Raw genomic sequence first — 25,867 nt, forward strand, 5'->3', positions numbered from 1 at the left:
CGTAGGAGCGAGCAAAGCTCGCGATGCGCCGCGCGGGCGGCGCTCGGTCTCACAGGCGCAGACCCTGCTGTGGCGAGCACCCAGCGCCCCCCCGCCAATTCACCGCTTGCCCAAGATCTTCTCCAGCATCTCAGGCCGTGGTGCACCCTGCTGGCTCTGGATGTTGCCCTGGTCATCCTTGTAGAAAATCGCCGGGGTGGCCTGCAGGCCCATCTCCTGCATCAAGGCCATGTTCCCTGCCAACTTCTGCTGCACGGCAGCGGGCACCTGCTCAAGGGCCTTGAGAGTGCTCGCGCGGCCGGCTTTTTCATGCTGCTGCAGGGCCTTGGCAGGGTCTCTGGCGGCGAGCAGGGCCGCCGATTTGCCGGGGCTGTCTTCGCGGATGATGCCCACCATGATGTGGCGCAACTGGACCTTGCCAGCCTCTACCCACGGGCGCGCCTGCTCCCAGAACATGTTGCAGTACGGGCAGTTCGGGTCGCTGAACAGGTAGACCGTGCGCGGCGCGTCAGCCTTGCCATCGGCGATCCAGGCAGACTGTTCCATCTTGCCCCAGAATGCCTTGGTCATTGGCCCGTACACCAGTTTCTGCAGAGGCTCGGCGGTGAGGTCCTTGCCTTGTTCGTCGAACAGGTTACCCACCAGCACATGCTTGCCGTCCGGGGTCAAATACAAGGCCAGGCCGTTGTTCTGGTACTCGGCCGCATAGCCGCGCATGCCGTTGGGGGCGTCGAAGCTGCCTTTGATGACAGCGCCCTTGGCCTGCAACTGCTGAACGGCTTTGGGCAGGTCTTCGGCATACACGGCAGGGGTGGCCAGCAGGGCCAGGGTCAGGGGCAGCAGTGGGGTGATGCGCATGTCAGTTTCCTTGTGCGGCAGGCCCGGGCGCAGGGGCCCGGTCGAATGATTCAAGGGCATGACGCAGGCTGGCCCGGGACAGTTCGCCCAGGTGGCTGCCCACCAGCCGGCCATCCGCGTCATAGAAAAGGGTGGTGGGCAGCGCCATGGAGCCCACGCGCTGGGCCAGCAGGCCGGTGCCGTCGAACAGCACGTGGGTCAGGCTCAAGCCCGTGGTTGCGAGAAAGGTGCTGACGTTTTCCGGGGTCTCGCCCTGGTTGACGAACAGAAAGGTCACCTGTGGGTACTCACCCTGGGCCTGCTGCAGCACCGGCATTTCGCGGCGGCATGGCGGGCACCAGGTGGCCCAGATATTGATGACCAGCGGCTTGCCACGGTAGCTGTGCAGCGCCACCGGCTGGTCACTGGCATCGCGCAGGGTCAGGTCTGGCAGCTCGGTGCCCTTGCTGTACAGGTGGCCGCCCAAGCTGGCCAGCGCCCAGAACAAGGCGCCACTGAACAGCGCCCACCCCAGAGGCCGGCGCAACCCGGGCTGGCGCCCGCCCTGCCAGCCAGCCGCCAGCACCATGCCCACCAGGCCGGACCAGAACAGAAAGCCGCCATCACGGATGTCGATGACCTGCAAAGGCTCGTCCTTGTACATGGTCCAGTAGGCCACGACAAAGCCGATACGGGCGCACACCACGCCGACCAGGAACAGGTTGAACAATGCTGATTCGGGGCTTTCGCCACCCCGGCGGGCCACCCACAAGCCGACCACGCTGGCGATGCCCAGCGCCGCCAGCAGCAGCAGGTGGTTGAGGGCCATGGTGAGCGGCCCCAGGGTGACGGTGAGCATCAGCCTTGGCTCCTGGTGTGTGCCCAGTGTTGCACGAACGCCGCTGCATCCACTTCGCCGGTGATGCGCCTGGCGCGGCGCTCGTCGCCTTCAGGGCCAACCCAGATCAGCGTCGGCGGCCCCGGCACCTGGTAGCGCTGCAGCAGGGCCTTGCTGGCGGGGGTGTCTGCGGTTACGTCAAGGCGCAGCAGGTGCACACCTGCCAGCTCGGCCTGTACGTCAGGGCGATTGAACACCTGTTTTTCCATGACCTTGCACGACACGCACCAGTCGGCATAGTAGTCCACCAGCACCCACTGGCCACGGCCCTTGGCAGCGTCCAGTTCGCGTTGCAGGGCTTCTGGGGTGTTGACTGTGACGAAGTGGTCTTCGCCAACCTGGCTGGCCGCTGGCGCGCCTCCGCCACCCGTGAAGGGCCGCAAGGGTTGCCAGAGGTCATCGCCGCCGGCAGCCGCGCCTACCAGCAGCAGCCCACCCCACAGCGCGCCCAGCAGCGGCACGGCGCGCAAGGCCGGCAGGCGTTGCAGCGCCGGCCACGCCGCCCAGGCCAGGGCGATCAGCCAGGCGCCGCTCAACGCCAGCAGCAGGCTGGCCGGCAGCAGGGTACGCAGGATGTACAAGGCCATGGCCAGGAACACGAAACCGAACACGCCCTTGACCAGGTTCATCCAGGCGCCTGGGCGCGGCAGGAAGCGGTTGCCCAGGGTCACCAGCAGCAACAGGGGCAGGCCCATGCCCAGCCCCAGGCTGAACAGCACCAGGCCGCCTTGCACCACGTCGCCACTCTGGGCGATGTACAGCAGCGCGCCGGCCAGGGGCGCCGTCATGCAGGGGCCCAGTAGCAGGCCGGACAACGCACCCAGCAGGGCCGCACCGTACAGGTTGCCACCGCGGGTGCCCTGGCCAGCACGGTCCAGGCGGTCGCGCAGGGCAGCGGGCAGTTGCAGCTCGAACGCACCGAACATCGGCAGGGCCAGCAGCACGAACAAGGCGGCCAGGCTACCCAGCAGCCAGGGCTGTTGCAGCCAGGCCTGAAGGCTGGCGCCCAGCAGGGCGGCCACCACGCCCAAGGCGGCATAGACCAGGGCCATGCTCACCACATAGGCCCCGGCCAGCAGCCAGCCCCGGCGCGCGCTGGCGCCATTGCCCAACACCAGCCCGGCCAGTATCGGCAGCATCGGCAACGAGCAGGGCGTGAACGCCAGCAGCAGGCCAAGGCCGAAGAACGCCAGCAAGCCCCAGGCCAGGTTGCCGTCCTGCAGGTTGCTGGCCAGCGCTTGGTCGCTGGCCTGTTCGCCTGCCGGCGTTGCGGCGCTGCCACCCAAGTCGATCAACGTGGTCTGCGGCGGGTAGCAAAGGCCGGCGTCCGCGCAGCCCTGCCAGCCCAGGCGCAACTGGCCTTGGGCGTTGGCCGGGAGCACCAGCTCAAGCTGTTCACGGTACACCGTGCTGTCACCAAAGAACTCGTCATTGTGGTTGAGCCCGGGCGGCAACTGCGGGTGCTGCTCAGCCGGCAGGCCGTCGAACTTCAGGCGTTTCTGGTACAGGTAATAGCCGGGCTTGATTTGAAAATACAGGTGCATCTGGCCGTTGGCCTGGCGGTCCTGGGTGAGTACGAACGCCTGCTCGACGGGCAGGAAATCAGGTTTGACGGCGAAGGGGTTGGCCTGCAGGGGCCCGGCCAGCAGGACTGTCAGAAACAGCAGAAGAACGCGCATGTGTTTGCCTTGGCAGAATTTCGAATGCGGCCATGCTGGCCCGGGTTTATTAACCCAAGGTTAACCCTTGCCGGCTGGAACGGCAGCCGTGGGAGGGTCTGCCAACGTGAAACACCGCGACACAATGTCAGCTTGACTTTGATTGCGAGCACAAAATTGGTGTAAAGTTGACGCTTGGGTCAAATTTTTTGACCTGCATGACTCGGCTCACTGCCCCCCCACAGAGCCCAGCACAAGAATCAAAAAAAGCATGGGCTGCACGGCGTAGCCCAGAGGATCAAGCATGTCCAACCGTGATATATCCCGGCGCGCCTTCCTGCAAGGCGGGCTGGTTGCTGGTGTCGGCGTGACCATGGCACCCCTTGGCAGCCAGGCATTCGCAGCACTGATGGAGGAGCGTGTTACCGCCTCCCCACAGAAATGGATGAACCATGACGGCAAGGCACGTTTTCGTAACGACGCCTTGTCCAAGGTCTGCGGCAACAAGGTGTTCGCCCGCGATATCCGTGCCAAGGACATGCCCGGCTGGCCCGCCCAGCAGGGCCACGCACTGATGTTGAAAGCTACCCGTGCCGAGCGCATTTACGAAGGCTTTGACCTGAGCCTGCTGGGCGCCGACCTGCAGCCCGACCGCATCGTGGTGGCTGCCGACCTCGAACGTGACGGCATTGCCTGGCCCGAGGCTCACTCCCCAGACCCTTTACTGCCACCGGGCAAGGTCCCGATGTTCATCGGGCACCCGGTGGCGATCCTGATCTGGCACGATTTCGAGCGTTTTCGCCAGGCCAAGCGCACCCTGCAGTTCAACGACCAGGTGATCCGCTATGGCGCCTCGGCACCGCTGTACCAGCGCGACCCTTATGGCAGTTTCCGCTTTGTACGGGTGGCCGGCGCCACGCCGTTCGATGAGGATGAATTCTCAAGCCTGAAGAATTCGCCGCTGTTCCCCACCATCCTCAACCGCAAGCCGGTGTGGAACAAAGCGCCCAACCAGCACGGCGACCTGACCGAACAAGGTTTGTTCTACGCCAACCGCATGGCAGACCAGTTGGCCAACCCGCCGCAGGGCTGGCTGGTGTTCGACGAGCGCTTCAAAACGCCGTCCATCGAGCCGGCCGCGCTGGAGCCGGATAATGGCAATGGCTGGTACGACGCGGCCAGCGCCACGCTGCATTTCGTGGTGGCCACCCAGTGCCCGTTCGAGGCCGCCCAGGAATGCGTGCACATGATCAAGCCGTCACGCTTCGCCCTGAACCGGCTGAACATGCACCCCGGCTATACCGTGGGTTATGGCTCAAAGGACAACAACATCTTCGTCTTCTACGCCGCCGTTGCCGCGCTGTACGGCGGCGGGGTGCCAATACGCCTGGCCAACGACCGCTACGAGCAGTTCCAGAGCGGTATCAAGCGCCACGCCTTCGACATCCGCTACCAGCTGGCGGTGGACAAGCAAGACAACAGCTTCAAGATCTTCCGCGCCGACATGACCTGCGACGGTGGCGGGCGCATCAACTACAGCCCGTCGGTCGCGGCGGTGGGTGCCACCGCCGCGCAGTCGATCTACTACATGCCGCAGAACGACCTGTCGGTGACCGCCTATCACTCCCGCGCTGTGGAGGCCGGCTCCATGCGCGGCTACGGCACCCTGCAGACCATGGCTGCTACCGAGATGATGGTGGACGAAGTGGCCGGCCGGCTGGGCGTGGATGCCATCGACCTGCGCCGGGCCAACGCGTTGAAGTCGGGCATGAAGAATACCCAGGGCGCGGTACCTGCAGGTGCCTTGCGCCTGTACGAGATTCTCGACAAGGCAGCGCTGCACCCGGCCTGGCGCGAGCGGGCTGCGCGCAAGCAACAGCGCGAGGCCAGCGACCCGGACCACTGGTACGGCACAGGGTTTGCCATCTGCCAGAAAGACTTCGGCACCGGCGCCGAGGCGCCGATGGCCAGTATTGAATTCAGCCGCGAGGGCCGCATCAGCCTGCGCCATATCGGCACCGAGCTGGGTACCGGCATGTCGACCTCCCAGGCGCTGGTCGTCAGCGATTTTCTGGGCCACTCGGCGGACGAGGTGCAGACGGCAGTGACCGAATGGCCGGAGTTGCAGCTCAGTACCAGCGGCAACCCGTACCTGATCACCCAGGCCGAGCAGGACGCTGCCCTGCGCGACCCGCGCTGGGTCGGCAAGCTGGCTTCGCCGTCGTCCGCGACCAACTCGGCGTTCTACTTCAGCCATGCCACCCGCGAAGCGGCACGGGCCCTGTTCAACCACGGCCTGTGGCCGGCGGCCCTGGCCATCTGGCGCCAGGGCCCGTATGGCGGCCAGGCCAACCCGCTGGTGGTGCGCCGGGAAAACGCGGTATGGGTCAATGGCGAACTCACCGGCAATGGCCTGGCGCCCATCCCCTTTGCCCAGCTGGCCGAAAAGGCCCACGCCATGGGCCTGGTGACCGGCGTCAGCGTGCACGGTTTCAACCGCTGGAGCTGGGCCGAGGCCGACTTCGTCATCGACGGTGTGCGTGAGCGCTTCCCGCTGGACGCGCTGGCTGTGAAGTACGGCGAGGGGGCGGTAAACGCCAAGAAGGCGCAGATGACCAGCCATGGCTACCACCTGCTCGACCGGCAGAACCCTGCGTACCCGGTTACCCAACTGAACAACGCCATGGTCACCTACTACAGCCCGGTGGCAACCCTGGTGGAGGTAAAAGTGAACAAAGGCACGCACCAGGTGCAGGTGCTCGACCACCACAGCTGGGTGGAGTGCGGCCGGGTGCTGGTGCCCGAGCTGGTCAAGGGCCAGCTCGAAGGCGGCATCGCCATGGGCATCGGCCACGCCCTGACCGAGGAAATGCCCCTGTACGAAGGCGGGCCGGGGGAGGGCGACTGGAACTTCAACCGCTACCGCCTCCCGCACGCCCGCGACGTGGCGGTGTGGGCGCAAACCAGCGAGATACTGCCGCCGCTGTCACCCACCGACCCGTCCAAGGGCATTGCCGAAGTGGTGATGATCCCGGTGGTCGGCGCCCTCGGCAATGCCGTGGCCCATGCCATCGGCAAGCGCGTGCGCGACCTGCCCATCACCCCAGCCCGTATCCAGGAGGCCCTCAATGGCTAACCGTCCCCTGCAACTGACCCTCAACGGTCAACCGGTCGGCCCCGTCGAAGTCCCGGATGACCTGGCGATGATCGACTACCTGCACGAACACCAGAACCTCACCGGGTCACGCCTGGGCTGCGGCCAGGGTATCTGCCATGCCTGCGTGGTCATTGTCGACAACCCCGACGGCACCTGCGAGGAAGTGCGCACCTGCATCACCGGTGCGCACTATTTCGAGGGCAAGCGGGTGCGCACCATCGAAGGCCATGCCAGCCAGGACCCGGCCGGCAACCTGACGCTGAACCCGATCCAGCAGAGGTTCGTCGACCTGTTTGCATTCCAGTGCAGCTATTGCGCGCCGGGGTTCGTCAACGCCGCTACGGTGCTGGTGGAAACCGCCCAGCGCCAGCCGCTGAAACAGAGCGAAGTGCAGGACCGTATCGAGGCCAGCCTGGGCCACCACATTTGCCGTTGCACCGGCTATGTGCGCTATTACCAGGCCACCCGTGCGGTGCTCGACGACCTCGGTTTGGTGAAGGAGGGTTGAACATGGGTTGGCTACGGAACACCCTGGCATTCGCCCTGGGGCTCGCACTGGCAGCCCCGGTGCTGGCCGCCGACCCGGCCCAGGTCAAGCGCGGCCAGTACCTGGCACGTGCTGCCGACTGCATGGCCTGCCACACCGCCAAAGGTGGGGCGCCGTTTGCCGGTGGCCTGCCGATCGACTCGCCGTTTGGCACCATTTACGGCAGCAATATCACCCCTGACAAGCAGTACGGCATCGGCAACTACAGCGCTGACGAGTTCTTCGCCGCCCTCACTGAAGGCAAGCGCAAGGACGGCGCCAACCTTTACCCGGCGATGCCCTACACCTCGTACCACCTGATGCGGCGCGAGGACGCCGACGCCATTCTTGCCTACCTGATGACGGTGCCGCCCATCCACCGCCCGGCCCCACAGACGGCGCTGCGCTTTCCGTTCAATGTGCGGCTGGGGCTCAGCGGCTGGAATTTGCTGTATGGCAAAAGCGTGCAGTTGCAGCCAGCGGTGGGCAAAAGCCCCGAATGGCAGCGCGGGCAGTACCTGGTCGAGGTCATGGGTCACTGTGGCGAATGCCATACCCCGCGCAATGCCGTGGGTGCCCTGCAGCAGGGCCAACGCCTGCAGGGCGGCCTGCTCAACGGCTACCTGGCCCCGAGCCTGCTGGCCCAGGACCTGGCCAAGCGGGGCTGGACGCAGCCGGACCTGACCACGTTTCTCAAGCAGGGCATCAGTGCCCAGGGCAGCATGTTCAACGAGATGTTCCCGGTGGTGCACCACAGTACCCAGCACCTGGAGCACGCCGACCTCGCAGCCATGGCCAGCTTCCTGCTGGGTGACCCACCACCGAAGGCCAGGGTGATCGAGCCTGTACCGGCGGCGCAGATGGCCGCCAGTGCCCAGCGTGGCCGCCAGCAGTACCTGAACGTGTGTGCCGGCTGCCACGGTGTGGAAGGCGAGGGCAAGCCGCACATTGCCGTGGCCATGCAAGGCAACACCGTGCTGCGCCAGGGCGACTCGCGTAACCTGGTGAAGGTGATCCTGGACGGCATTGGCGAGCAGCAATTCACCGGCTTCGAGCGCATGCAGCCCATGCCGGGGTTCGCTGACAAACTCGATGAACGCCAGGTGACCGACATGGTCAACTATCTGCGTCAGGCATGGGGTGGCTTGCCCGGTGACTTTAGTGAACAACAGCTGGCCGAGCTGAAGGCGGAGTGAAGCGTGCAGCATCTCGATCTACAGGTGGTTCGCCAGGCGTTGCAGTGGTCGGGTGCCGGCCAGCGTGTCTGGTTGTGCACGGTGCTGGCCACCTACGGTTCGGCGCCTCGTGCGCCGGGTTCGCTGCTGGCGGTGAATGCCGCTGGCCAGTGGCTGGGCTCGTTGTCCGGCGGCTGCGTGGAAGACGATTTTCTGGAACGGGTGGCCTTGGGTGAATTCCCTGAGCCGGCCGCCATCGTGCGTTATGGCGATGGCAGTGATGCACGCTCGCAGGTGAGCCTGCCGTGCGGCGGGGTGCTGGACGTGCTGGTCGAAAACCTTGCCCCCAGCTGCGAGGTGCAGGGCCACCTGCGGCAACTGGAAAGCGCGCTGCTGGGCCAGCGCCGGGTGCTGCGACAGGTGAGGGTGCCCGAAGGCCTGCAAGGCTTGGCCGACGATCTCAGCCAGGGTCCGCGGGTACAGCGGGAAGGCAACAGCGTGCAACTGCGTGTTGGCGCGGCCCAGCGCTTGCTGCTGGCGGGTTACTCCAGCGTCGCCCAGTACTGCGCCGAGTTCGCCAGGGGCATGGGGTTCGAGGTGGTGCTGTGCGAACCCCGCGAAGAGGTGCTTGCTGGCGTGCACATCGACGGCATCGAGCTGCGCCGCGAGCTACCGTCCGAATTCATCATCAATGGTGGCTGCCATGCCGACACGGCGGTGGTGGCGCTCACCCACGACCCCAAGATCGATGACCTCGCCATGCTCGAGGCCGTGCGCACCGACGCGTTCTACATCGGCGTGATGGGCTCGCGGGCAACCTCCGACAAGCGTCGGGAACGCCTGCAGCGCATTGGTGGCCTTGGTGCACCGGAGCTGGGCCGTATTCATGCGCCCATTGGCCTGAACCTGGGCAGCAAGACCCCGGCGGAAATCGCCCTGGCGGTGCTCGCCGACGTGCTGCGCGTGCGCAACGGCATCCAGCGGGCTGCCCTGTGACGGTGGTCGCCCTGGTACTGGCGGCCGGGCGTGGCGTGCGCTTTGGCGGCGACAAGCGGCTGGCCGTCATGGCCGACGGCCGGAGCCTGCTGGCGCACAGTGTGGATAACGCCCGGGCAGTGTTCGAGGACGTGCGGGTCGTGCTGCGCGAGGGTGAACGGGCCGAAGCGTTTGGCCTCCCGGCCGATTGCAGGGTCGTCATCAGCCCCGAAGCGGCCTGTGGCATGGGGCACAGCCTCGCCGCCGGTGTGGCTTCGCTGGCAGACAGCCCGGCACAGGCCGTAGCGATTTTGCTGGGCGACATGCCATGGATTGCAACAGCCAGTTTGCGTCGCCTTGCCCAGGCCGCCAGCCCCAGCACCATCGTTGTGCCCTGCCATGACGGGCACAGCGGCCACCCGGTGATCTTTGGCCGCGACCTGTGGCCCGCGCTGCAGCAACTGGCCGGCGACCAGGGCGCACGGGTGATCGTGCAGGCCCACGGCGCACGCCAGGTGCGGGTGCACCTGGATGATGCAGGTGTGCTGCGCGATGTCGACACACCCGGCGCCCTGCAGTAGCCGGCAAAGCACCTCAGTGGGCCGCAAAGGGTTCATAATCCCCCCTTAATCCGCCCAAGGTGCAATGCCTGCCACACCATCCGGGAGCCCCACCATGCACGTTCTGCTCTGCGAGGACGATGACCTGATCGCCGCTGGCATCTGCGCCGGCCTTACTGCCCAGGGCCTGACCGTGGACCGTGTGGGCAACGCCGGCGCGGCGCGGGCCATGCTGCAGGCTGCGCAGTTCGACGTGATGATCCTGGACCTTGGCCTGCCCGACGAAGACGGCCTGAAGCTGCTGCGCCGCCTGCGTCAGCAGGGCGAGACGCTGCCCGTGCTGGTGCTCACCGCCCGCGATGCGGTCACCGACCGTGTCGATGGCCTGCAGGCCGGTGCCGATGACTACCTGCTCAAGCCCTTCGACCTGCGCGAGCTGGCGGCGCGCCTGCACACCCTGCTGCGGCGGGTGGCCGGCCGCGCGGTAAACGTGATCGAGCACGGCCCGTTGCGCTACGACCCCAGCAGCTGCGAGGCCACCCTGGCGGGCCAGGCGGTGGACCTGTCGCGCCGTGAGCAGGCACTGCTGCAGGCATTGCTGCAGAACCCCGGGCGCGTGCTGTCCAGCGACCAGCTCAAGGACTGCGTGTACGGTTTCAATGATGAGGTCGAGAGCAACGCCCTCAACGTGCACATCCATCACCTGCGGCGCAAGCTTGGCAACGGTATTGTCGAGACGGTGCGCGGCCTGGGTTACCGGCTGGGCCCGGCGCAGGCGCCGGAAGGGGTAGCATCATGAGCCTGCGGGTACGCCTCAGCCTCATTCTGGGCAGCGCCTTCGTGGTCATCTGGGTGCTGGCGGCCGCCTGGATGCTGCGTGATTTGCGCCAGCAGATGATGTTTTCCCTCGACCAGCGCCTGGTGGCATCGGCGCGCATGGTGGCCGGGCTCATCGACCAGTTGCCGCAACCGCTCAGCGTCAAGGGCGAAGGCACCCACTATGCGGCCGACCAACTCAGCGTGCCGGACGGCATGGCCTGCCAGGTCAGCTCGTTGCGCGGCGAAATCCTGGCGACCAACCACAAGCACGACGGCACCATGGATGACCAGCGCAGCGGCTTCCGTGACCAGACCATCGACGGCGCATCGTGGCGCACCTTTACCTACAACCATGGCGATGTGCGCATTACCACCGCCGACCGGCACCTGGAGCGCGAGGCCCTGAACCAGTCGATTCTGCTGGCCGCTTCGGCGCCGGTGCTCATGGCCCTGCTCGGTAGCCTGGGGCTGCTGTGGATCGGCCTGGGCAAGGGGCTGGAGCCGCTGAACCGCATGCGCGATGCCCTGCGGCGGCGGCGCCCCGACAGCGTCGAGCCGCTGCAGGTAGCCGGTATGCCCAGCGAGCTGCAGCCGCTGCTGGAAACCCAGAACCAGCTGTTTGCGCGCATTGGCCAAACCATCGAACGCGAGCGGCGCCTCACCGATGATGCCGCCCATGAGCTGCGCAGCCCGCTCACGGCCATCAAGACCCACCTGCAGGTGGCGCGCATGACCGATGGTGCCGTGCGCGAGCAGGCGCTGGAGCATGCCGAGCAGGGCACCGACCGCATGCACCGCACCCTGGAGCAGCTGCTGATGCTGGCACGGGTGGAGGGCAGCCTGTCGTTTGACGACGGCATCCAGTGCAGCGCCGAGCAGGTGGCCCGCCAGGCGGTGCAGGATGCAGGTGGCGGCGACAACCGGCGGATCGTGCTGCGTTTGCCCGAAGAAGCCACACAGGTCTACCTGGGCATGCCGGCGCCATTGGCCGTGGCGGCGCTGCGCAACCTGCTGGACAACGCCCTGCGCCATGGCGGCGATCAGGCCGTAGAGCTGGAGGTGCAGATGGCCGATGGGCAGGTGGGCTTCATGGTGCGCGACCATGGCCCAGGCATTGCCGAAGCCGACCTTGAGCACCTCACTGAGCGCTTCTGGCGCAATGGGCAGAGTGGGGGCTGCGGGCTGGGCCTGGCGATTGTCCAGGCCATCGTGCAACGCTGCGCCGGTAGCCTGCGCTTTGACAGCCATGCCGATGGGTTGCGGGTGCTGTTGCAGGTACCGGCGCGCGCCGGGCACTGACAAGAAATCCAGCAACAACCGCTAAATCCTCCTCGCACCCAAGCGTTTCCAAAGCGACAACTGCCCATTCGCTTGCTTGCGAGGATTCACCATGTCCACCGCTACCAGCCTTGCTCAGGTCGCCCCGGCCAATGCGCCGCAGCCCCTGTACGAATTCACCGACTCGCCGCTGCTGCACCGCCAGCAGCAGCAGGAATCCAACGCCCGCAGCTACCCCCGGCGCATCCCGCTGGCGCTCAAGCGGGCGCGGGGTATCTATGTCGAAGACGTCGAAGGCCGCCAGTTCATCGACTGCCTGGCCGGGGCCGGTACCCTGGCGCTGGGGCACAACCACCCGGTGGTGGTCGAAGCGATCCAGCGCGTGCTGGCCGACGAACTGCCCCTGCACACCCTGGACTTGACCACACCGGTCAAGGACCGCTTCGTCCAGGACCTGTTCGGCGTACTGCCCGAAGCCTTGCGACGCGAGGCCAAGGTGCAGTTCTGCGGGCCCACCGGCACAGATGCAGTGGAGGCCGCCCTCAAGCTGGTGCGCAGCGCCACCGGCCGCAGCACCATCATCACGTTCCAGGGCGCTTACCATGGCATGAGCCAGGGCGCGCTGAGCCTGATGGGCAGCCTGGGGCCCAAGCAGCCACTGGGTGCGCTACTGGGCAGCGGCGTGCAGTTCATGCCGTACCCCTACGATTACCGCTGCCCGTTCGGGCTGGGCGGCGAGGCGGGGGTGAAGGCCAACCTGCATTACCTGGAAAACCTGCTGCTCGACCCTGAAAGCGGTGTGCCGCTGCCGGCAGCGGTGATCCTTGAAGTGGTGCAGGGCGAAGGCGGGGTGATACCGGCGGACATCGAATGGCTCAAGGGCGTACGCCGCATCACCGAGCAGGCCGGGGTGGCGCTGATCGTCGACGAAATCCAGAGCGGCTTTGCCCGCACCGGGCGCATGTTCGCGTTCGAACACGCCGGCATCGTCCCGGACGTGGTCACCTTGTCCAAGGCCATCGGTGGTAGTTTGCCGCTGGCCGTGGTGGTGTACCGCGACTGGCTGGACACCTGGAAGCCAGGCGCCCATGCCGGCACCTTCCGCGGTAACCAGATGGCCATGGCGGCCGGCTCGGCCGTGCTCGACTACCTGGTGGAGCATCGCCTGGCCGACCACGCCGAGGCCATGGGCCAGCGGTTGCGCGGGCACCTCACCACCTTGCAGAAGGATTACCCGCAACTGGGCGATATCCGTGGTCGCGGGTTGATGCTGGGGGTGGAGTTGGTCGACCCTGACGGTGCAAGGGATGCCCAAGGGCACCCGCCCGCCCACCGGGCGCTGGCACCCCGCGTGCAGCGCGAGTGCCTCAAGCGTGGCCTGATTCTGGAGCTGGGCGGGCGCCATGGGGCGGTGGTGCGCTTCTTGCCGCCGCTGATCATCAGTGGCGAGCAGATTGATGAAGTGGCACGGCGCTTTGCCGATGCCCTGGTCGCGGCTGTCTGAGCCCGTACCGGGGGCCATGCGCCCCCGGTTGTGGCGCGTCAGTCGAAGGTTCGCCCGGCGCGCCAGTAACCCATCAAGGTCAGGCAATCGCGTGGCAGGCCGCGCTCCGTGATCAGGTAGCGGCGTATGTCCATCACCGTGCCTGACTCCCCTGCCACCCAGGCGTGGAACGCGCTGCGGTTGCCGCTGGCCTGCTCCCACAGGATGCGGGTGTCGATGTCCACGTCTTCAAGCGTTGCCGGTGATGCCGTCAGCCCGTGCGGCAGGCTTGCCAGTTCGCGCACGGCATGCAGCATGGCCTGCCCTTGTGCACAGCCCAGCAGGTCGCGCGGCAGCCAGTGCAACTGAACGGCACTGCCATGCACAAGCGCCAGGCAATCGGCCTCCAGCGGCACCTCGATGAACGCCTGTACCGCCAGGTCGGGTTGCGTCAGGGCCAGCGCTTCGAGCACGCCGGCAATCGCCGGCAGCGCGGTTTCATCGCCTATCAGCAAAACAGTGCGTACACCCTGGGGTGGCTTCCATTCGTAACCCCCAGGGTCGCCTTCGTAGGCCAGGTTGGGCGCCAGCATCTGCAGGCAATCGCCCACCTGCGCCTGGGTGGCCCAGGCCGAGGCCGGGCCGTTGACGCCGTGCAGGACGAAGTCCACGTCCACCTCCAGCGCCTCCCGGCGCAGGGCGCGGATGGTGTAGGTGCGCATGGGCGGGCGGGCGGCTTCCGGCAGTTTTTTGCGCGCCTCGTTCCAGTGGCTGCCGTGCGGCAGGGTGGGCAGGCTGCCGTCGGCAGCCGGGAAGAACAACTTGACCCGCTGGTCGGGCCCGGTACGTTGCATGCTGCCGACATCGGGCCCGGTAAATACCAAGCGGCAGAGCGAGGGGCTGAGCGTGACCTTGTCGACCAGTTGCAGGTCGAACATCCGGTAAGCGCTGGGCTTTTGCACCAGGCCGGTGGCCAGCCTGCGCAGGCCGCGCTGCATGGCAGTGGCGAGAGTGGAAGTGGTGGACATGGCAAGTCCTTTGGGATCGGGTTCACCGATTGGACGAAGCCTGCGCCGGACAATTTAGCGTCACGCCGGCCCGGTTGACCGGCTCTGGCCGGCCAACGCTAATTTTTCCGGCTTGGGTTCGTTCTATAGGGACGACCTGTCATCGGGTTATTCGACCCACGCTCCGGATGCCAAGAAATGAATGCTGAAGACGCCCTGAAACTCGCTCGCCGGTTCATCGGCCTGCCCGCGGAAAAACGCCAGGTGTTCCTGGCGGCGCTACGCAAGGAAGGGGTGGATTTCTCCCAGTTCCCCATCCCTAGGGATATAGAGGCCCAGGACCGTCAGGCCCTGTCCTATGCTCAGCAGCGGATGTGGTTTCTCTGGCACCTGGACCCGCACAGCGGCGCCTACAACCTACCCGCCGCGGTGCGCTTGAAAGGGGCGCTCAACCCCCAGGCGCTGGAGCAGGCGTTTGCCAGTCTGGTCGAACGTCACGAAACCCTGCGTACGGTATTTCGCCAATTGCCAGACGACAGCCTGTGCCAGGTGCCCTGCGAGCAGGCGCTGACCATAGCCTGGCGCGACCTCGGCGCGCTGTCGCCCGAGCAGCGCGAAGCCGAAGTGGCCGCCGAGGCCGAGGCCCAGGCGCAACAGCCATTCGACCTGGCTAACGGCCCACTGCTGCGGGTACGCCTGCTACGTTTGGCCGAACAGGAGCACGTGCTGCTGTTGACCCTGCATCACATTGTGTCTGACGGCTGGTCGATGACTGTGCTGATCGATGAGTTCTGCCGTTTCTACGACGCCCATGATCAAGGTGACCAGCCGCGACTGGCGGCACTGCCGGTGCAGTACAGCGACTATGCCTTGTGGCAGCGCCGTTGGCTGGAGGCGGGCGAGCAGCAGCGCCAGCTGGATTACTGGAGGGCGCAGCTGGGTGATGAACACCCCGTGCTGGAACTGCCCAGTGACCATCCGCGCCCGGTGCAGCCGACTTACGCGGGGCGCCGCCACCAGTTGGCCCTGGATGAGCAACTGGTCGAGCAGGTGCGCGTATTGTCCCGCCAGCAGGGGGTGACCCTGTTCATGCTGCTGCTGGGGGCATTCAACATTGTCCTGCACCGCTACAGCGGCCAGGGCGACCTGCGCATCGGCGTACCCGTCGCCAACCGCAACCGCAACGAGACAGAGGGCCTGATCGGCTTTTTCGTCAACACCCAGGTATTACGTAGCCAGCTTGACGGCATGACCTCGGTGGCCGAGATGCTGGCTGATATCAAAGACACCTGCATGGGCGCCCAGGATCATCAGGACCTACCGTTCGAATGCCTGGTGGACGCCCTCAAGCTTGAACGCAGCCTGAGTTACAACCCGTTGTTCCAGGTGATGTACAACCACCAGCCGGAAGTGGCTGACGTCACCCGCCTGACGGTGGGCAAGGACCTGGAACTGAGCGTCATCGAGTGGGAAAGTCGCACCACCCAATTCGATCTGAGCCTGGACACCTTTGAGCAGGGTGGCCGCTTGAATGCCGCCTTCACCTACGCCTGTGACCTGTTCGAAGCGCCGACCATCGAGCGCCTGGCCCGGCACTGGCAAAGCGTGTTGCGGGCGATGGTCGCCAACCCGGCCCAGCGCATCGGCGACATTGCACTGCTGGACCCGCAGGAATACCAGCAGGTGGTGGAGGGCTGGGGCCGCAACGAGGCTCGATACCCCAACGAGCTGACGGTGCATGAGTTGTTCGAGATCCAGGCCGCCCGTGCGCCTGAGGCAGTCGCGCTGGTTTTCGAGGGCCGGCAGTTGTCTTACGGGGAACTCAATGCCAGGGTCAATCGCCTGGCCCGCACCCTGGTCGACCGTGGCGTGGGCCGTGAGGTGTTGGTCGGCATCGCCCTGGAGCGAGGCCTGGACATGGTTATCGGCCTGCTGGCGGTGCTCAAGGCCGGTGGCGGTTACGTGCCACTCGACCCTCAATACCCGGCCGACCGCCTGCAGTGCATGATCGAAGACAGCGGCAGCCGCCTGGTCCTGACCCAGGACAGCCTGCTGCAGCGGTTGCCGCTGCCCCAGGGTGTGCAAACCCTCTGCCTGGACCATCAGGAAGCCTGGGCACAGAGCGACGACAGCGACCTGGCCAACCGCGCCTTGCCCGGTAACCTGGCCTACGTCATGTTCACCTCCGGCTCCACCGGCCGGCCCAAAGGCGTCGGTATCAGCCACCGTGCGCTGGTGCGCCACGCCCACGTGTCGCTGGGCTTCTTCGAGCTGAGCGCTGCCGACCGGGTGCTACAGTTCGCCACCTTCAACTTCGACGGCTTCGTCGAACAGCTCTACCCGGCATTGATCTGCGGTGCCTCGGTGGTGATCCGCGGTAGTGAGATCTGGGACGCCGAAACCCTCTATCGCCAACTGGTCGAGCAACGCATCAGCGTGATGGACCTGACCACCGCCTACTGGCACATGCTGGCCAAGGAATTCGCCACCGTCGGCCCGCGTGACTATGGCGTACTGCGCCAGGTGCACGGGGGTGGCGAAGCGATGCCGCCGGAAGGCCTGCTGGCCTGGCGTCAGGCCGGGCTGGGCCATGTGCGCTTGCTCAACACCTACGGCCCGACCGAGGCGACGGTCACCGCCACTACCCTCGATTGCGACGACTATGTGCAAGGCAAGCGCCTGATCCCGCTGACCCTGCCGATCGGCTCCGTTCTACCAGGGCGCAATATCCTGGTGCTGGACGACAATGGCTTGCCGGCGCCGGTAGGGGTGGTCGGCGAACTGGTGATCGGGGGTGAGTTGCTGGCGCGTGGGTACTTCCAGCGTCCAGGGTTGAGCGCCGAGCGTTTCATCCCTGACCCGTACAGCGGTGCTGGCGCACGCCTGTACCGCACGGGCGACCTGGCCCGTTTCAATGCCGAAGGGGTGATCGAGTACGCCGGTCGAATCGACCACCAGGTGAAGATCCGAGGTTTCCGTATCGAGCTGGGTGAGATCGAAGCGCGTCTGCTGGAGCGCGATGAAGTAGCCGATGCCTTGGTACTGGCGGTACCGGGTGCCCATGGCCTGCAACTGGTGGGCTATGTGGTGCCGGCCGAGCGCGACCTGGTCGACGCCGATCCGGCCACCCAGGTTGCCCTGCGCGAAACCATTCGCAGCGGCTTGCAAGCGCATCTGCCCGACTACATGGTGCCGGCGCAGTTGCTGCTGCTGGCCCAGTTCCCCCTTAGCCCCAACGGCAAGCTCGACCGCAAGGCCCTGCCACGCCCCGATGCCAACGAGATGCAGCGCAGCCACGTGGCGCCACGCACTGCGCTGGAACAGCGAATCGCGGCCATTTGGCAAGATGTGCTCAAGCGCGAGCAGGTCGGTGTCACCGACAACTTCTTCGAGCTGGGCGGCGACTCGATCATGTCGATCCAGGTGGTCAGCCGTGCCCGTCAGGCCGGTTTGCTGTTCAGCCCCAAGGACCTGTTCCAGCATCAGACCGTACAGGGCCTGGCCAGTGTCGCTCGCCAGGGCGAGGAGGGTGTAGTGATCGCCCAGGGCCCGGTGCACGGGCCGCTGGAGTTGTTGCCGATTCAGTGCGATTTCTTTGCCCAGCCCATTGTGGCGCGCCACCACTGGAACCAGGCATTGCTGTTGCAACCGAAGCAAGCCTTGCAGGCTGATGCCCTGCGCCAGGCACTGGGATCGATCGTTACCCATCACGACGTGTTGCGCTCGCGCTTCCTGGAACAGGCGGGGTGCTGGCAAGCACGGATCGCCGCGCCGATCTCGGGCGATGAAGACCTGTTATGGGTGCACGAGGGTGTGCCCCTTGGGCAGCTTGTCGAAGTGAACGCCCAGGCGCAGGCCAGCTTGAACCTTGCCCAGGGTCCACTGTTGCGTGCGGTACTGACGACGCTGGACGATGGTAGCCAGCGCCTGCTACTGGCTATTCACCATCTGGTCGTGGATGGTGTGTCCTGGCGCATCCTGCTGGAGGACCTGCAACAGGCGTACAGCCAGTTGCTGCAAGGCCTGCCGGTGCAACTACCAGCCAAGACCAGCTCGGTCCAGGCTTGGGCCGAGCGCCTGAGCGCATGGGCACAAACCCAGGCCATGCAGGACGAGCTGGGCTATTGGGCCGGCGTATTGCGCGATGCCCCCCTCGACCTGCCGTGCGATCGCCCGCAGGGCAGCCTGCGAAGCCGTCACCGCCAGGTGGTCCGCAGCCGTCTTGATCGCCAGGCCACCCGCCAACTGTTGCAGCAGGCGCCTGCCGCCTACCGCACCCACGTCAATGACCTGCTGCTCACCGCCCTGGCCCGAACCCTGTGTGGCTGGACCGGCCATGCCGACGCCCTGATCCAGCTCGAAGGCCATGGCCGTGAGGACGTGTTCGCCGCAATCGACCTGAGCCGTAGCGTGGGCTGGTTCACCAGCCTGTTCCCGGTACGCCTCACAGCCCACGACGACGTGGCGGCCAGCCTCAAGGCCATCAAGGAACAACTGCGCGCGGTGCCGGCCAAAGGCCTGGGCTTCGGCGTGCTGCGCTACCTTGGCCCACAGCCGGTGCGCGATACCCTCGCGGCACTGCCGCAGCCACGCGTGACCTTCAACTATCTGGGGCAGTTTGACGCCAGTTTCGACGAAGGTGCGCTGCTGGTGCCCGCCCACGAAGGCGCTGGTGCCGAATTGAGCGAAGATGCACCGCTGGGTAACTGGCTGGAGGTGGAGGGCCAGGTCTACGACGGTGAATTGGAGATGCGCTGGACCTTCAGCAGTGCACAGTTCGACACCGCTACCATCGACCACCTGGCCGCCAGCTTCGATGAGCAGCTACGCGCCTTGGTCGAGCATTGCTGCCAGCCCGGGTCCATGGGTATCACGCCGTCCGACTTCCCGCTGGCGGGCATCGACCAGGCCCAGCTGGATGCGCTTGAGGTGCCGGCCAGCCAGGTCGAGGATATCTATCCGCTGTCGCCCATGCAGCAGGGCATGTTGTTCCACAGCCTGCTGGAGCAGGGCAGCGGCGAGTACGTCAACCAGTTGTGCGTAGATGTGGATGGCCTTGACGTCGAACGTTTCCGCGGCGCATGGCAGGCGGCGATGGATAGCCACGGTATCTTGCGCAGCGCCTTCGTCTGGCAAGGCGGCGGCCAGCAGTTGCAGATCATCCATCGCCACCTGCCGCTGGATTTCACCTGCGTTGACTGGCGCGGTAGCGGTGACCTGGACGGCGCCCTGCAGGCACTGGCCGAGCAGGACCGCGCCCGTGGCTTCGAGTTGTCGCGCCCCGGCTTGCTGCGCCTGACGCTGGTGCGTACCGGCGTACATCGTCATCACCTTATGTTCACCCACCATCATATCCTCATGGACGGCTGGAGCAGCTCGCAGTTGCTGGGTGAGGTGATGCAGCGATACCACGGCAAGGCGTCCGAGCGCCCGCTGGGGAGTTATCGCGACTACATCCAGTGGCTGCAGCAGCGCGATGCGCAGAGCAGCGAGCGCTTCTGGAAAGAGCGCCTGGCGGCGTTCGAGGCGCCGACGCTGCTGGCCCGGACAGGCGCCGAGCCTGCCAGCAGCAGCGGCCACGAGCTGTTGCACCATGATTTCGACACGGCCGCGACCCAGCGCCTGAACGCCTTCGCGCGGCAGCAGAAAGTTACCCTCAACACATTGGTGCAAGCTGCCTGGCTGTTGCTGTTGCAGCGTTACACCGGCCAGGATTGCGTCACCGTTGGCACCACCGTGGCCGGTCGCCCGGCTGATCTGCCGGGGGTGGAAAACCAGTTGGGGTTGTTCATCAATACTCTGCCCCTGGCCGCCAGCCCGCACCCGCAACAAACCGTGGCGCAGTGGCTGCATACCCTGCAGGACCTGAGCCTGGCCATGCGCGAGCACGAACACAGTGCCCTGTTCGAAGTGCAGGGCTGGGTCGGCCATAGCGGTGAGGCCCTGTTCGACAACATCCTGGTGTTTGAAAACTTCCCGGTTTCCGAGGCGCTGGAGCGCGGAGCACCGCAGGGCCTGCAGTTCGGTCCGGCCAGGCACAGTGACCTGACCAGCTACCCACTGACCCTGGGCGTGACCCAGGGTGAGCGCCTGGCGCTGCACTACAGCTTCGACCTGGCATACTTCAGCGCCGAGCGCATCCGCCGCATCAATGGCCACATGGCACAGCTGCTCGACGCCCTGGCGCAAAACCCACAGCGCGCCCTTGGCGAGCTAGGCATGCTCACTGCGCCCGAACAGGCGCAGGTGGTCGAACAGTGGAACGCCACCGTCGCCGACTATCCGCTGGACACCTGTGTACATACGTTGATCGAAGCCCAGGCGCGCAAGACGCCAGATGCCGTGGCTCTGGTGTTCGGCGAGCGTCAGCTGAGCTATCGCGAGCTGGATCAGCAGGCCAACCAGCTGGCCCATCAACTGATTGAACAGGGCGCGGGCCCGGACGTATTGGTCGGCATCGCCGCCCAGCGTAGCGTGGAGATGGTCCTTGGCCTGCTGGCGGTGCTCAAGGCCGGTGCTGCCTACGTGCCGCTGGACCCCGAATACCCCCGCGAACGCCTGGCCTACATGTTCGATGACAGCCGTATGGCGTTGCTGCTGACACAGACCGAGGTGCTGCCACAATTGCCGCTGCCAGCGGGTTTGCGTGCACTGTGTCTCGACCGGCAGGCTCACCTGAACTACCCGCTGACTGCGCCCCAGGTGCAGCTTGAGCCGGAAAGCCTGGCTTATGTGATCTACACCTCCGGCTCCACCGGTAACCCCAAGGGCGCAGGCAACCGCCACAAGGCGCTGACCAACCGGCTGTGCTGGATGCAGCAGGCCTACGGCCTGGATGCCACGGACGCGGTGTTGCAAAAAACCCCATTCAGCTTCGACGTTTCGGTGTGGGAGTTCTTCTGGCCGCTGATGGCCGGTGCCCGCCTGGTGGTCGCGGCGCCGGGCGATCATCGCGAGCCGGCACGGCTGGTGCGGTTGATCGAGCAGCAGGGCATCACCACCCTGCACTTCGTACCGTCGATGTTGCAGGTGTTCCTGCAGGATGAAGGCGTGTCGCGTTGCACCAGCCTTATACGCATCGTCTGCAGCGGTGAGGCGCTGCAGGTGGATGCCCAGCAGCAGGTGTTTGCCAAGTTGCCGAACGCCGGGCTCTACAACCTCTATGGCCCTACCGAGGCTGCCATCGACGTCACCCACTGGACCTGCCGCGACGAAGGCCTGGACAGCGTGCCGATCGGGCAGCCCATCGCCAACCTGGGCACCTATGTGCTGGCTGACGACCTGTCGCCGTTACCGGCGGGGTTGGTGGGCGAGTTGTACCTGGGCGGTGAAGGCCTGGCGCGGGGTTACCACCGTCGTCCGGGGCTGACCGCCGAGCGCTTCGTCGCCAGCCCGTTCGGTAATGGCCAGCGGCTGTACCGCACCGGCGACCTGGCCCGCCAGCGCGCCGATGGGGTGCTCGAGTACATGGGGCGTATCGACCATCAGGTGAAGATCCGCGGCCTGCGTATCGAACTGGGCGAGATTGAGGCGCGCCTGCTGGAACAGCCTGAAGTGCGTGAAGCCGCAGTGCTGGCCGTGGGCAGTGGTGCCGACGTGCAACTGGCGGGCTATGTGGTGCCTGCTGCGCTGGACAGCGCCGATGAGGCCGCACAGGCCCTGTTACGCGACGTACTCAGGGCCCGCCTGAAGGCGCTGCTGCCCGAATACATGGTACCTACCTACCTGTTGTTGCTCGACCGCCTGCCACTGAGCCCTAACGGCAAACTCGAACGCAAAGCGCTGCCGAGCGTGGCTCCAGGTCAGGGGCGGGTCGCCCATCGGCCACCTGTTGATGAGACCCAGCGCCAGTTGGCCGGCCTATGGTGCGAGGTGCTCGGTGTGCCCGAAGTGGGCCTGGACGATGACTTCTTCGAACTTGGCGGGCACTCGCTGCAGGTAGTCATGCTGCTGTCGCGCATTCGCAACGCATTTGGCATCGAACTGCCTATCAAGGCATTCCAAGGATTGCGCAAGCTCGTCGATTTGGCGGATTACCTTGAAGGTGCCGCGGCCGGGCAGGCATCCACTGACGAACTCGACCTGATCTTCGACGCGCTCGATGAACTGGAGGAAAACAATGCTCAAGCCTGATCCAGCACGTTCCCAGGAACTGATTGAACGCATCCGGGGGCTGGACGGCAACAAGCGCCAGCAACTGTACCGCAAACTGCACCAGGCGGGTGTCAACGTCGCCCGCCTGCCGATCGTGCCCGCACGCGAAAGCGGCGTGTTACCGCTTTCCTACGCACAGCAGCGCCAGTGGTTCTTGTGGCTGCTCGAACCACAATCGGCGGCCTACAACATCTGTACGGCGCTACGGCTCAAGGGTGAGTTCGAGGCTGGCGCCCTGGAACAGGCATTGCAGGGGCTGATCGCACGCCAGGCAAGTTTGCGAACCCGCTTCGTCGAGGAGGATGGCCAGGCTTGGCAGCGCATTCTGACGCCGCAAGAACTGGCTTTTGCAGTGCAGCATCGGAAGGCGGGCGAGGCAAACCCGACGCAGGCCATCGAGGCATGCGTGGCCGAACAGGCCAAGCGTCCGTTCGAGCTCACGGCGCAACCGTTGATTCGCGCCTGCCTTTTGCAGTTGGCCAGTGACGATCATGTACTGGTGCTGACCTTGCACCACATCATCACCGATGGCTGGTCGATGGGTGTGCTGGTCGAGGAACTGCTGGCGCTCTACCAAGCCGCCTGCCTGGGCACCGTGGCGCAGTTGCCCGAATTGTCGATCCAGTATGCCGACTACGGCATGTGGCAGCGCCAATGGCTGGAGGCCGGCGAGCGTGAGCGGCAACTGGCCTACTGGCAAGCGCAACTTGGGCGCGAACAGACAGTGTTACCGCTGCCGCTGGACCGCCCGCGCCCGGCTGTACAAAGCTTGCGCGGCGCGAGCCTGGGCGTGCACCTGCCCGCAGCGCTGCGTGATAGCCTGCGGCAGTTGGCCCGGCAACAGGATGTATCGTTGTTCACCGTACTGCTGGCCAGCTTCCAGGTTTTGCTGCATCGCTACAGCGGTCAGGCCGATATCCGGGTTGGCGTACCCAATGCCAACCGCAACCGAGCCGAGGCCGAGCGCCTCATCGGCCTGTTCGTCAACACCCAGGTTTTCAAGGGCCTGCTCGATGGCCCGCTTCCGTTTGACGCCTTCCTGCATGCGGTGCACCTGACCGGGCAGGATGCGCAGGCTCATCAGGACCTGCCGTTCGAGCAACTGGTGGAGGCTTTGCAGCCAGAGCGCAACCTCAGCCATAACCCACTGTTCCAGGTGATGTTCAACCACCAGGACAGCGGCCGGCTGGGCCAGGTAGGTAACGGCCTGGCAGTGGAAGCACTGCAGTGGGACAACCACACCGCACAGCTGGACCTGACGCTGGACACTGTCGAGTCTGCCGAAGGCCTGTCGGCCAGCCTGACCTACGCGACCGATTTGTTCGACCGTACTACCATCGAGCGCCTGGCCGAGCACTGGCAGAACCTGCTGCAGGCCATCGTCGCCAACCCCCGGCAACCGGTGGGCGAGTTGCCGATGCTGGGCACGGCCGAGCAGGAGCGCATCGTCGTGCAGTGGAATGCCACCGCGACCGACGCCTACCCACTGGACGCCTGCGTCCACACCCTGATCGAGGCCCAGGCGCAAAGGACCCCGGACGCCGTGGCCCTCGTGTTCGGCGAGCGCCAGCTGAGCTACCGCGAGCTGGACCAGCAGGCCAACCAGCTGGCGCACCAGTTGATCGAGCAGGGTGTGGGCCCCGACGTACTGGTGGGCATCGCTGTGGAGCGCAGCCTGGAGATGGTGCTGGGCTTGGTGGCGGTGCTCAAGGCCGGTGGCGCCTACGTGCCGCTGGACCCGGAATACCCCCGTGACCGCCTGGCCTATATGTTCGAAGACAGCGGTATCGAACTGTTGCTGACCCAGTCGCACCTGCGTGCCCAGTTGCCGGTACCGGATGCGGTCCGCGTGCTGAACCTGGACGGGCAGGGCCACCTGGCCTTCCCGACCCAGGCGACCGGCGTGCAGCCCGCGCCCGAGAACCTGGCCTACGTGATCTACACCTCGGGCTCCACCGGCAAACCCAAGGGTGCGGGCAACCGCCACAAGGCGCTGACCAACCGCTTGTGCTGGATGCAGCAGGCCTATGGCCTGGAGGCCAGCGACACGGTGTTGCAGAAAACCCCGTTCAGCTTCGACGTGTCGGTGTGGGAGTTCTTCTGGCCGCTGATGGTCGGTGCCCGCCTGGTGGTGGCCGCCCCGGGCGATCACCGCGACCCGGCGCGGCTGGTGGCGTTGATCGAGCGTGAGCAGGTCAGCACGCTGCACTTCGTGCCGTCGATGCTGCAGGTGTTTTTGCAAGACCCGGGGGTGTGCGGTTGCACCAGCCTCAAACGCATCGTGTGCAGCGGAGAGGCGTTGCAGGTGGATGCCCAGCAGCAGGTGTTCGCCAAGCTGCCGAATGCGGGGCTGTACAACCTGTACGGGCCGACCGAGGCGGCCATCGACGTGACCCACTGGACGTGCCGTGAAGAAGGGCAGGACAGCGTGCCGATTGGCCAGCCGATTGCCAACCTGAGCACCTATGTACTGAGCCACGACCTGGCGCCGGTGCCGGCCGGGGTGGTGGGCGAGCTGTACCTGGGCGGGGAAGGGCTGGCGCGGGGTTACCACCGCCGCCCGGGGTTGACCGCCGAACGCTTTGTGGCCAGCCCGTTCGAGGTGGGCCAACGGCTTTACCGTACCGGCGACCTGGCGCGTCAGCGCGCCGACGGGGTGATCGAGTACATGGGTCGCATCGACCACCAGGTGAAGATCCGCGGGCTGCGTATCGAGCTGGGCGAGATCGAGGCGCGCCTGCTGGAGCAGGCCGAAGTGTGTGAAGCGGCGGTGCTGGCGGTCGGTACCGGCGCCGACATGCAACTGGCGGCCTACGTAGTGCCGCACCAGCCAGATTCGGCGCAGCTAGGCGAACAGCTCAAGGTTCGCCTGCGCACGCTATTGCCCGCCTACATGGTGCCCACCCAGGTGGTGCTGCTGGCCAGCCTGCCGCTGAGCCCCAACGGCAAGCTCGACCGCAAGGCCCTGCCGACGCCTGACAGCAGCCAGCGCCAGCAGGCATATGTGCCGCCGCAAACCCCACTGCAGGCGCAGTTGGCGCAAGTCTGGCAAACCGTGCTCAAGCTCGAACAGGTCGGCTTGCACGACAACTTCTTCGACCTCGGCGGCCATTCGCTGCTGGCAACCCAGATGATGATGCAGATCCGCCAGCAACTGAGGGTCGATGTGCCGCTCAAAGCCCTGTTTCAGACCGCCAGCCTGGAACAGTTCGTCGAGCAGGTGCAGCAGTTGCAAACAGACGTCCAACCCGTTGAAGACGAGTTGGCTAAATCCTTGGAGGCCCTCAAACGTTTATCAGCACAAGAGCTTGAAAGTCTGATTTCCTAGTTTGGGGGTGCG

General features: G+C 65.8%; 14 protein-coding genes. 10 read left to right on the forward strand and 4 right to left on the reverse strand.

Annotated elements, in window-relative coordinates; genetic code table 11:
* Positions 1 to 99 precede the first annotated feature (99 nt).
* The 3 genes from dsbG to dsbD are packed head-to-tail and all read right to left on the reverse strand — an operon-like array spanning position 100 to position 3,414.
* Positions 100 to 858 (reverse strand): thiol:disulfide interchange protein DsbG, encoded by a 759-nt coding sequence (gene dsbG / locus IAE38_RS18240; protein WP_201218539.1) that lies wholly within the window; start codon positions 856 to 858, stop codon positions 100 to 102.
* Position 859: 1 nt separating this feature from the next.
* A complete protein-coding gene (locus IAE38_RS18245) occupies positions 860 to 1,696 on the reverse strand; it encodes a TlpA disulfide reductase family protein (RefSeq protein ID WP_201218540.1) in 837 nt (278 codons plus the stop codon).
* Entirely contained in the window at positions 1,696 to 3,414 is a 1,719-nt protein-coding gene (gene dsbD / locus IAE38_RS18250; RefSeq protein WP_201218542.1) for a protein-disulfide reductase DsbD, read from the reverse strand. The genes IAE38_RS18245 and dsbD overlap by 1 nt, the downstream gene beginning before the upstream one ends.
* A 283-nt stretch (positions 3,415 to 3,697) precedes the next feature.
* On the opposite strand from dsbD, the gene IAE38_RS18255 reads away from it, so the two are divergent.
* The 8 genes from IAE38_RS18255 (at position 3,698) to IAE38_RS18290 (ending at position 13,387) form a co-directional block, all read left to right on the forward strand.
* Entirely contained in the window at positions 3,698 to 6,529 is a 2,832-nt protein-coding gene (locus IAE38_RS18255; protein WP_201218543.1) for a xanthine dehydrogenase family protein molybdopterin-binding subunit, read from the forward strand.
* Positions 6,522 to 7,058 (forward strand): (2Fe-2S)-binding protein, encoded by a 537-nt coding sequence (locus IAE38_RS18260; protein WP_201218544.1) that lies wholly within the window; start codon positions 6,522 to 6,524, stop codon positions 7,056 to 7,058. Before IAE38_RS18255 ends, IAE38_RS18260 begins: the two co-directional genes overlap by 8 nt.
* A gap of 2 nt (positions 7,059 to 7,060) precedes the next feature.
* Entirely contained in the window at positions 7,061 to 8,272 is a 1,212-nt protein-coding gene (locus IAE38_RS18265) for a cytochrome c (protein WP_201218545.1), read from the forward strand.
* A 3-nt stretch (positions 8,273 to 8,275) separates the two neighbouring features.
* On the forward strand, positions 8,276 to 9,247 hold the full coding sequence (locus tag IAE38_RS18270) for an XdhC family protein (RefSeq protein WP_201218547.1): 972 nt from the start codon (positions 8,276 to 8,278) through the stop codon (positions 9,245 to 9,247).
* Entirely contained in the window at positions 9,244 to 9,807 is a 564-nt protein-coding gene (locus tag IAE38_RS18275; protein WP_201218548.1) for a nucleotidyltransferase family protein, read from the forward strand. Before IAE38_RS18270 ends, IAE38_RS18275 begins: the two co-directional genes overlap by 4 nt.
* A gap of 94 nt (positions 9,808 to 9,901) precedes the next feature.
* On the forward strand, positions 9,902 to 10,585 hold the full coding sequence (locus IAE38_RS18280) for a response regulator (RefSeq protein ID WP_201218549.1): 684 nt from the start codon (positions 9,902 to 9,904) through the stop codon (positions 10,583 to 10,585).
* Positions 10,582 to 11,904, forward strand: a complete 1,323-nt coding sequence (locus IAE38_RS18285) for an ATP-binding protein (RefSeq protein WP_201165260.1) — start codon at positions 10,582 to 10,584, stop codon at positions 11,902 to 11,904. Before IAE38_RS18280 ends, IAE38_RS18285 begins: the two co-directional genes overlap by 4 nt.
* Positions 11,905 to 11,995: 91 nt before the next feature.
* Complete coding sequence (locus IAE38_RS18290; protein WP_060483614.1) at positions 11,996 to 13,387, forward strand: aspartate aminotransferase family protein; 1,392 nt, start codon at positions 11,996 to 11,998, stop codon at positions 13,385 to 13,387.
* Positions 13,388 to 13,425: 38 nt separating this feature from the next.
* On the opposite strand, the gene IAE38_RS18295 is transcribed toward IAE38_RS18290, so the two are convergent.
* Positions 13,426 to 14,394 (reverse strand): siderophore-interacting protein, encoded by a 969-nt coding sequence (locus IAE38_RS18295; RefSeq protein WP_201218550.1) that lies wholly within the window; start codon positions 14,392 to 14,394, stop codon positions 13,426 to 13,428.
* 177 nt (positions 14,395 to 14,571) lie between these two features.
* Here IAE38_RS18295 and IAE38_RS18300 point away from each other — a divergent pair, with 177 nt between their 5' ends.
* Together IAE38_RS18300 and IAE38_RS18305 are read left to right on the forward strand one after the other, a co-directional pair.
* Positions 14,572 to 22,506, forward strand: a complete 7,935-nt coding sequence (locus IAE38_RS18300) for a non-ribosomal peptide synthetase (RefSeq protein WP_201218552.1) — start codon at positions 14,572 to 14,574, stop codon at positions 22,504 to 22,506.
* Positions 22,493 to 25,855, forward strand: coding sequence for an amino acid adenylation domain-containing protein (locus IAE38_RS18305; RefSeq protein WP_442968308.1), 3,363 nt, complete (start codon positions 22,493 to 22,495; stop codon positions 25,853 to 25,855). The genes IAE38_RS18300 and IAE38_RS18305 overlap by 14 nt, the downstream gene beginning before the upstream one ends.
* Positions 25,856 to 25,867 lie beyond the last annotated feature (12 nt).

This window comes from Pseudomonas sp. S32, from assembly GCF_016648095.1.
Taxonomy (GTDB): domain Bacteria; phylum Pseudomonadota; class Gammaproteobacteria; order Pseudomonadales; family Pseudomonadaceae; genus Aquipseudomonas; species Aquipseudomonas parafulva.

Excerpts from the sequence above, each read along its gene's own strand:
- dsbG (WP_201218539.1), bottom strand. The coding sequence starts at position 858 with ATGCGCATCACCCCACTGCTGCCCCTGACCCTGGCCCTGCTGGCCACC.
- IAE38_RS18245 (WP_201218540.1), bottom strand. The coding sequence starts at position 1,696 with ATGCTCACCGTCACCCTGGGGCCGCTCACCATGGCCCTCAACCACCTG.
- dsbD (WP_201218542.1), bottom strand. The coding sequence starts at position 3,414 with ATGCGCGTTCTTCTGCTGTTTCTGACAGTCCTGCTGGCCGGGCCCCTG.
- IAE38_RS18255 (WP_201218543.1), top strand. The coding sequence starts at position 3,698 with ATGTCCAACCGTGATATATCCCGGCGCGCCTTCCTGCAAGGCGGGCTG.
- IAE38_RS18260 (WP_201218544.1), top strand. The coding sequence starts at position 6,522 with ATGGCTAACCGTCCCCTGCAACTGACCCTCAACGGTCAACCGGTCGGC.
- IAE38_RS18265 (WP_201218545.1), top strand. The coding sequence starts at position 7,061 with ATGGGTTGGCTACGGAACACCCTGGCATTCGCCCTGGGGCTCGCACTG.
- IAE38_RS18280 (WP_201218549.1), top strand. The coding sequence starts at position 9,902 with ATGCACGTTCTGCTCTGCGAGGACGATGACCTGATCGCCGCTGGCATC.
- IAE38_RS18285 (WP_201165260.1), top strand. The coding sequence starts at position 10,582 with ATGAGCCTGCGGGTACGCCTCAGCCTCATTCTGGGCAGCGCCTTCGTG.
- IAE38_RS18290 (WP_060483614.1), top strand. The coding sequence starts at position 11,996 with ATGTCCACCGCTACCAGCCTTGCTCAGGTCGCCCCGGCCAATGCGCCG.
- IAE38_RS18295 (WP_201218550.1), bottom strand. The coding sequence starts at position 14,394 with ATGTCCACCACTTCCACTCTCGCCACTGCCATGCAGCGCGGCCTGCGC.
- IAE38_RS18300 (WP_201218552.1), top strand. The coding sequence starts at position 14,572 with ATGAATGCTGAAGACGCCCTGAAACTCGCTCGCCGGTTCATCGGCCTG.
- IAE38_RS18305 (WP_442968308.1), top strand. The coding sequence starts at position 22,493 with ATGCTCAAGCCTGATCCAGCACGTTCCCAGGAACTGATTGAACGCATC.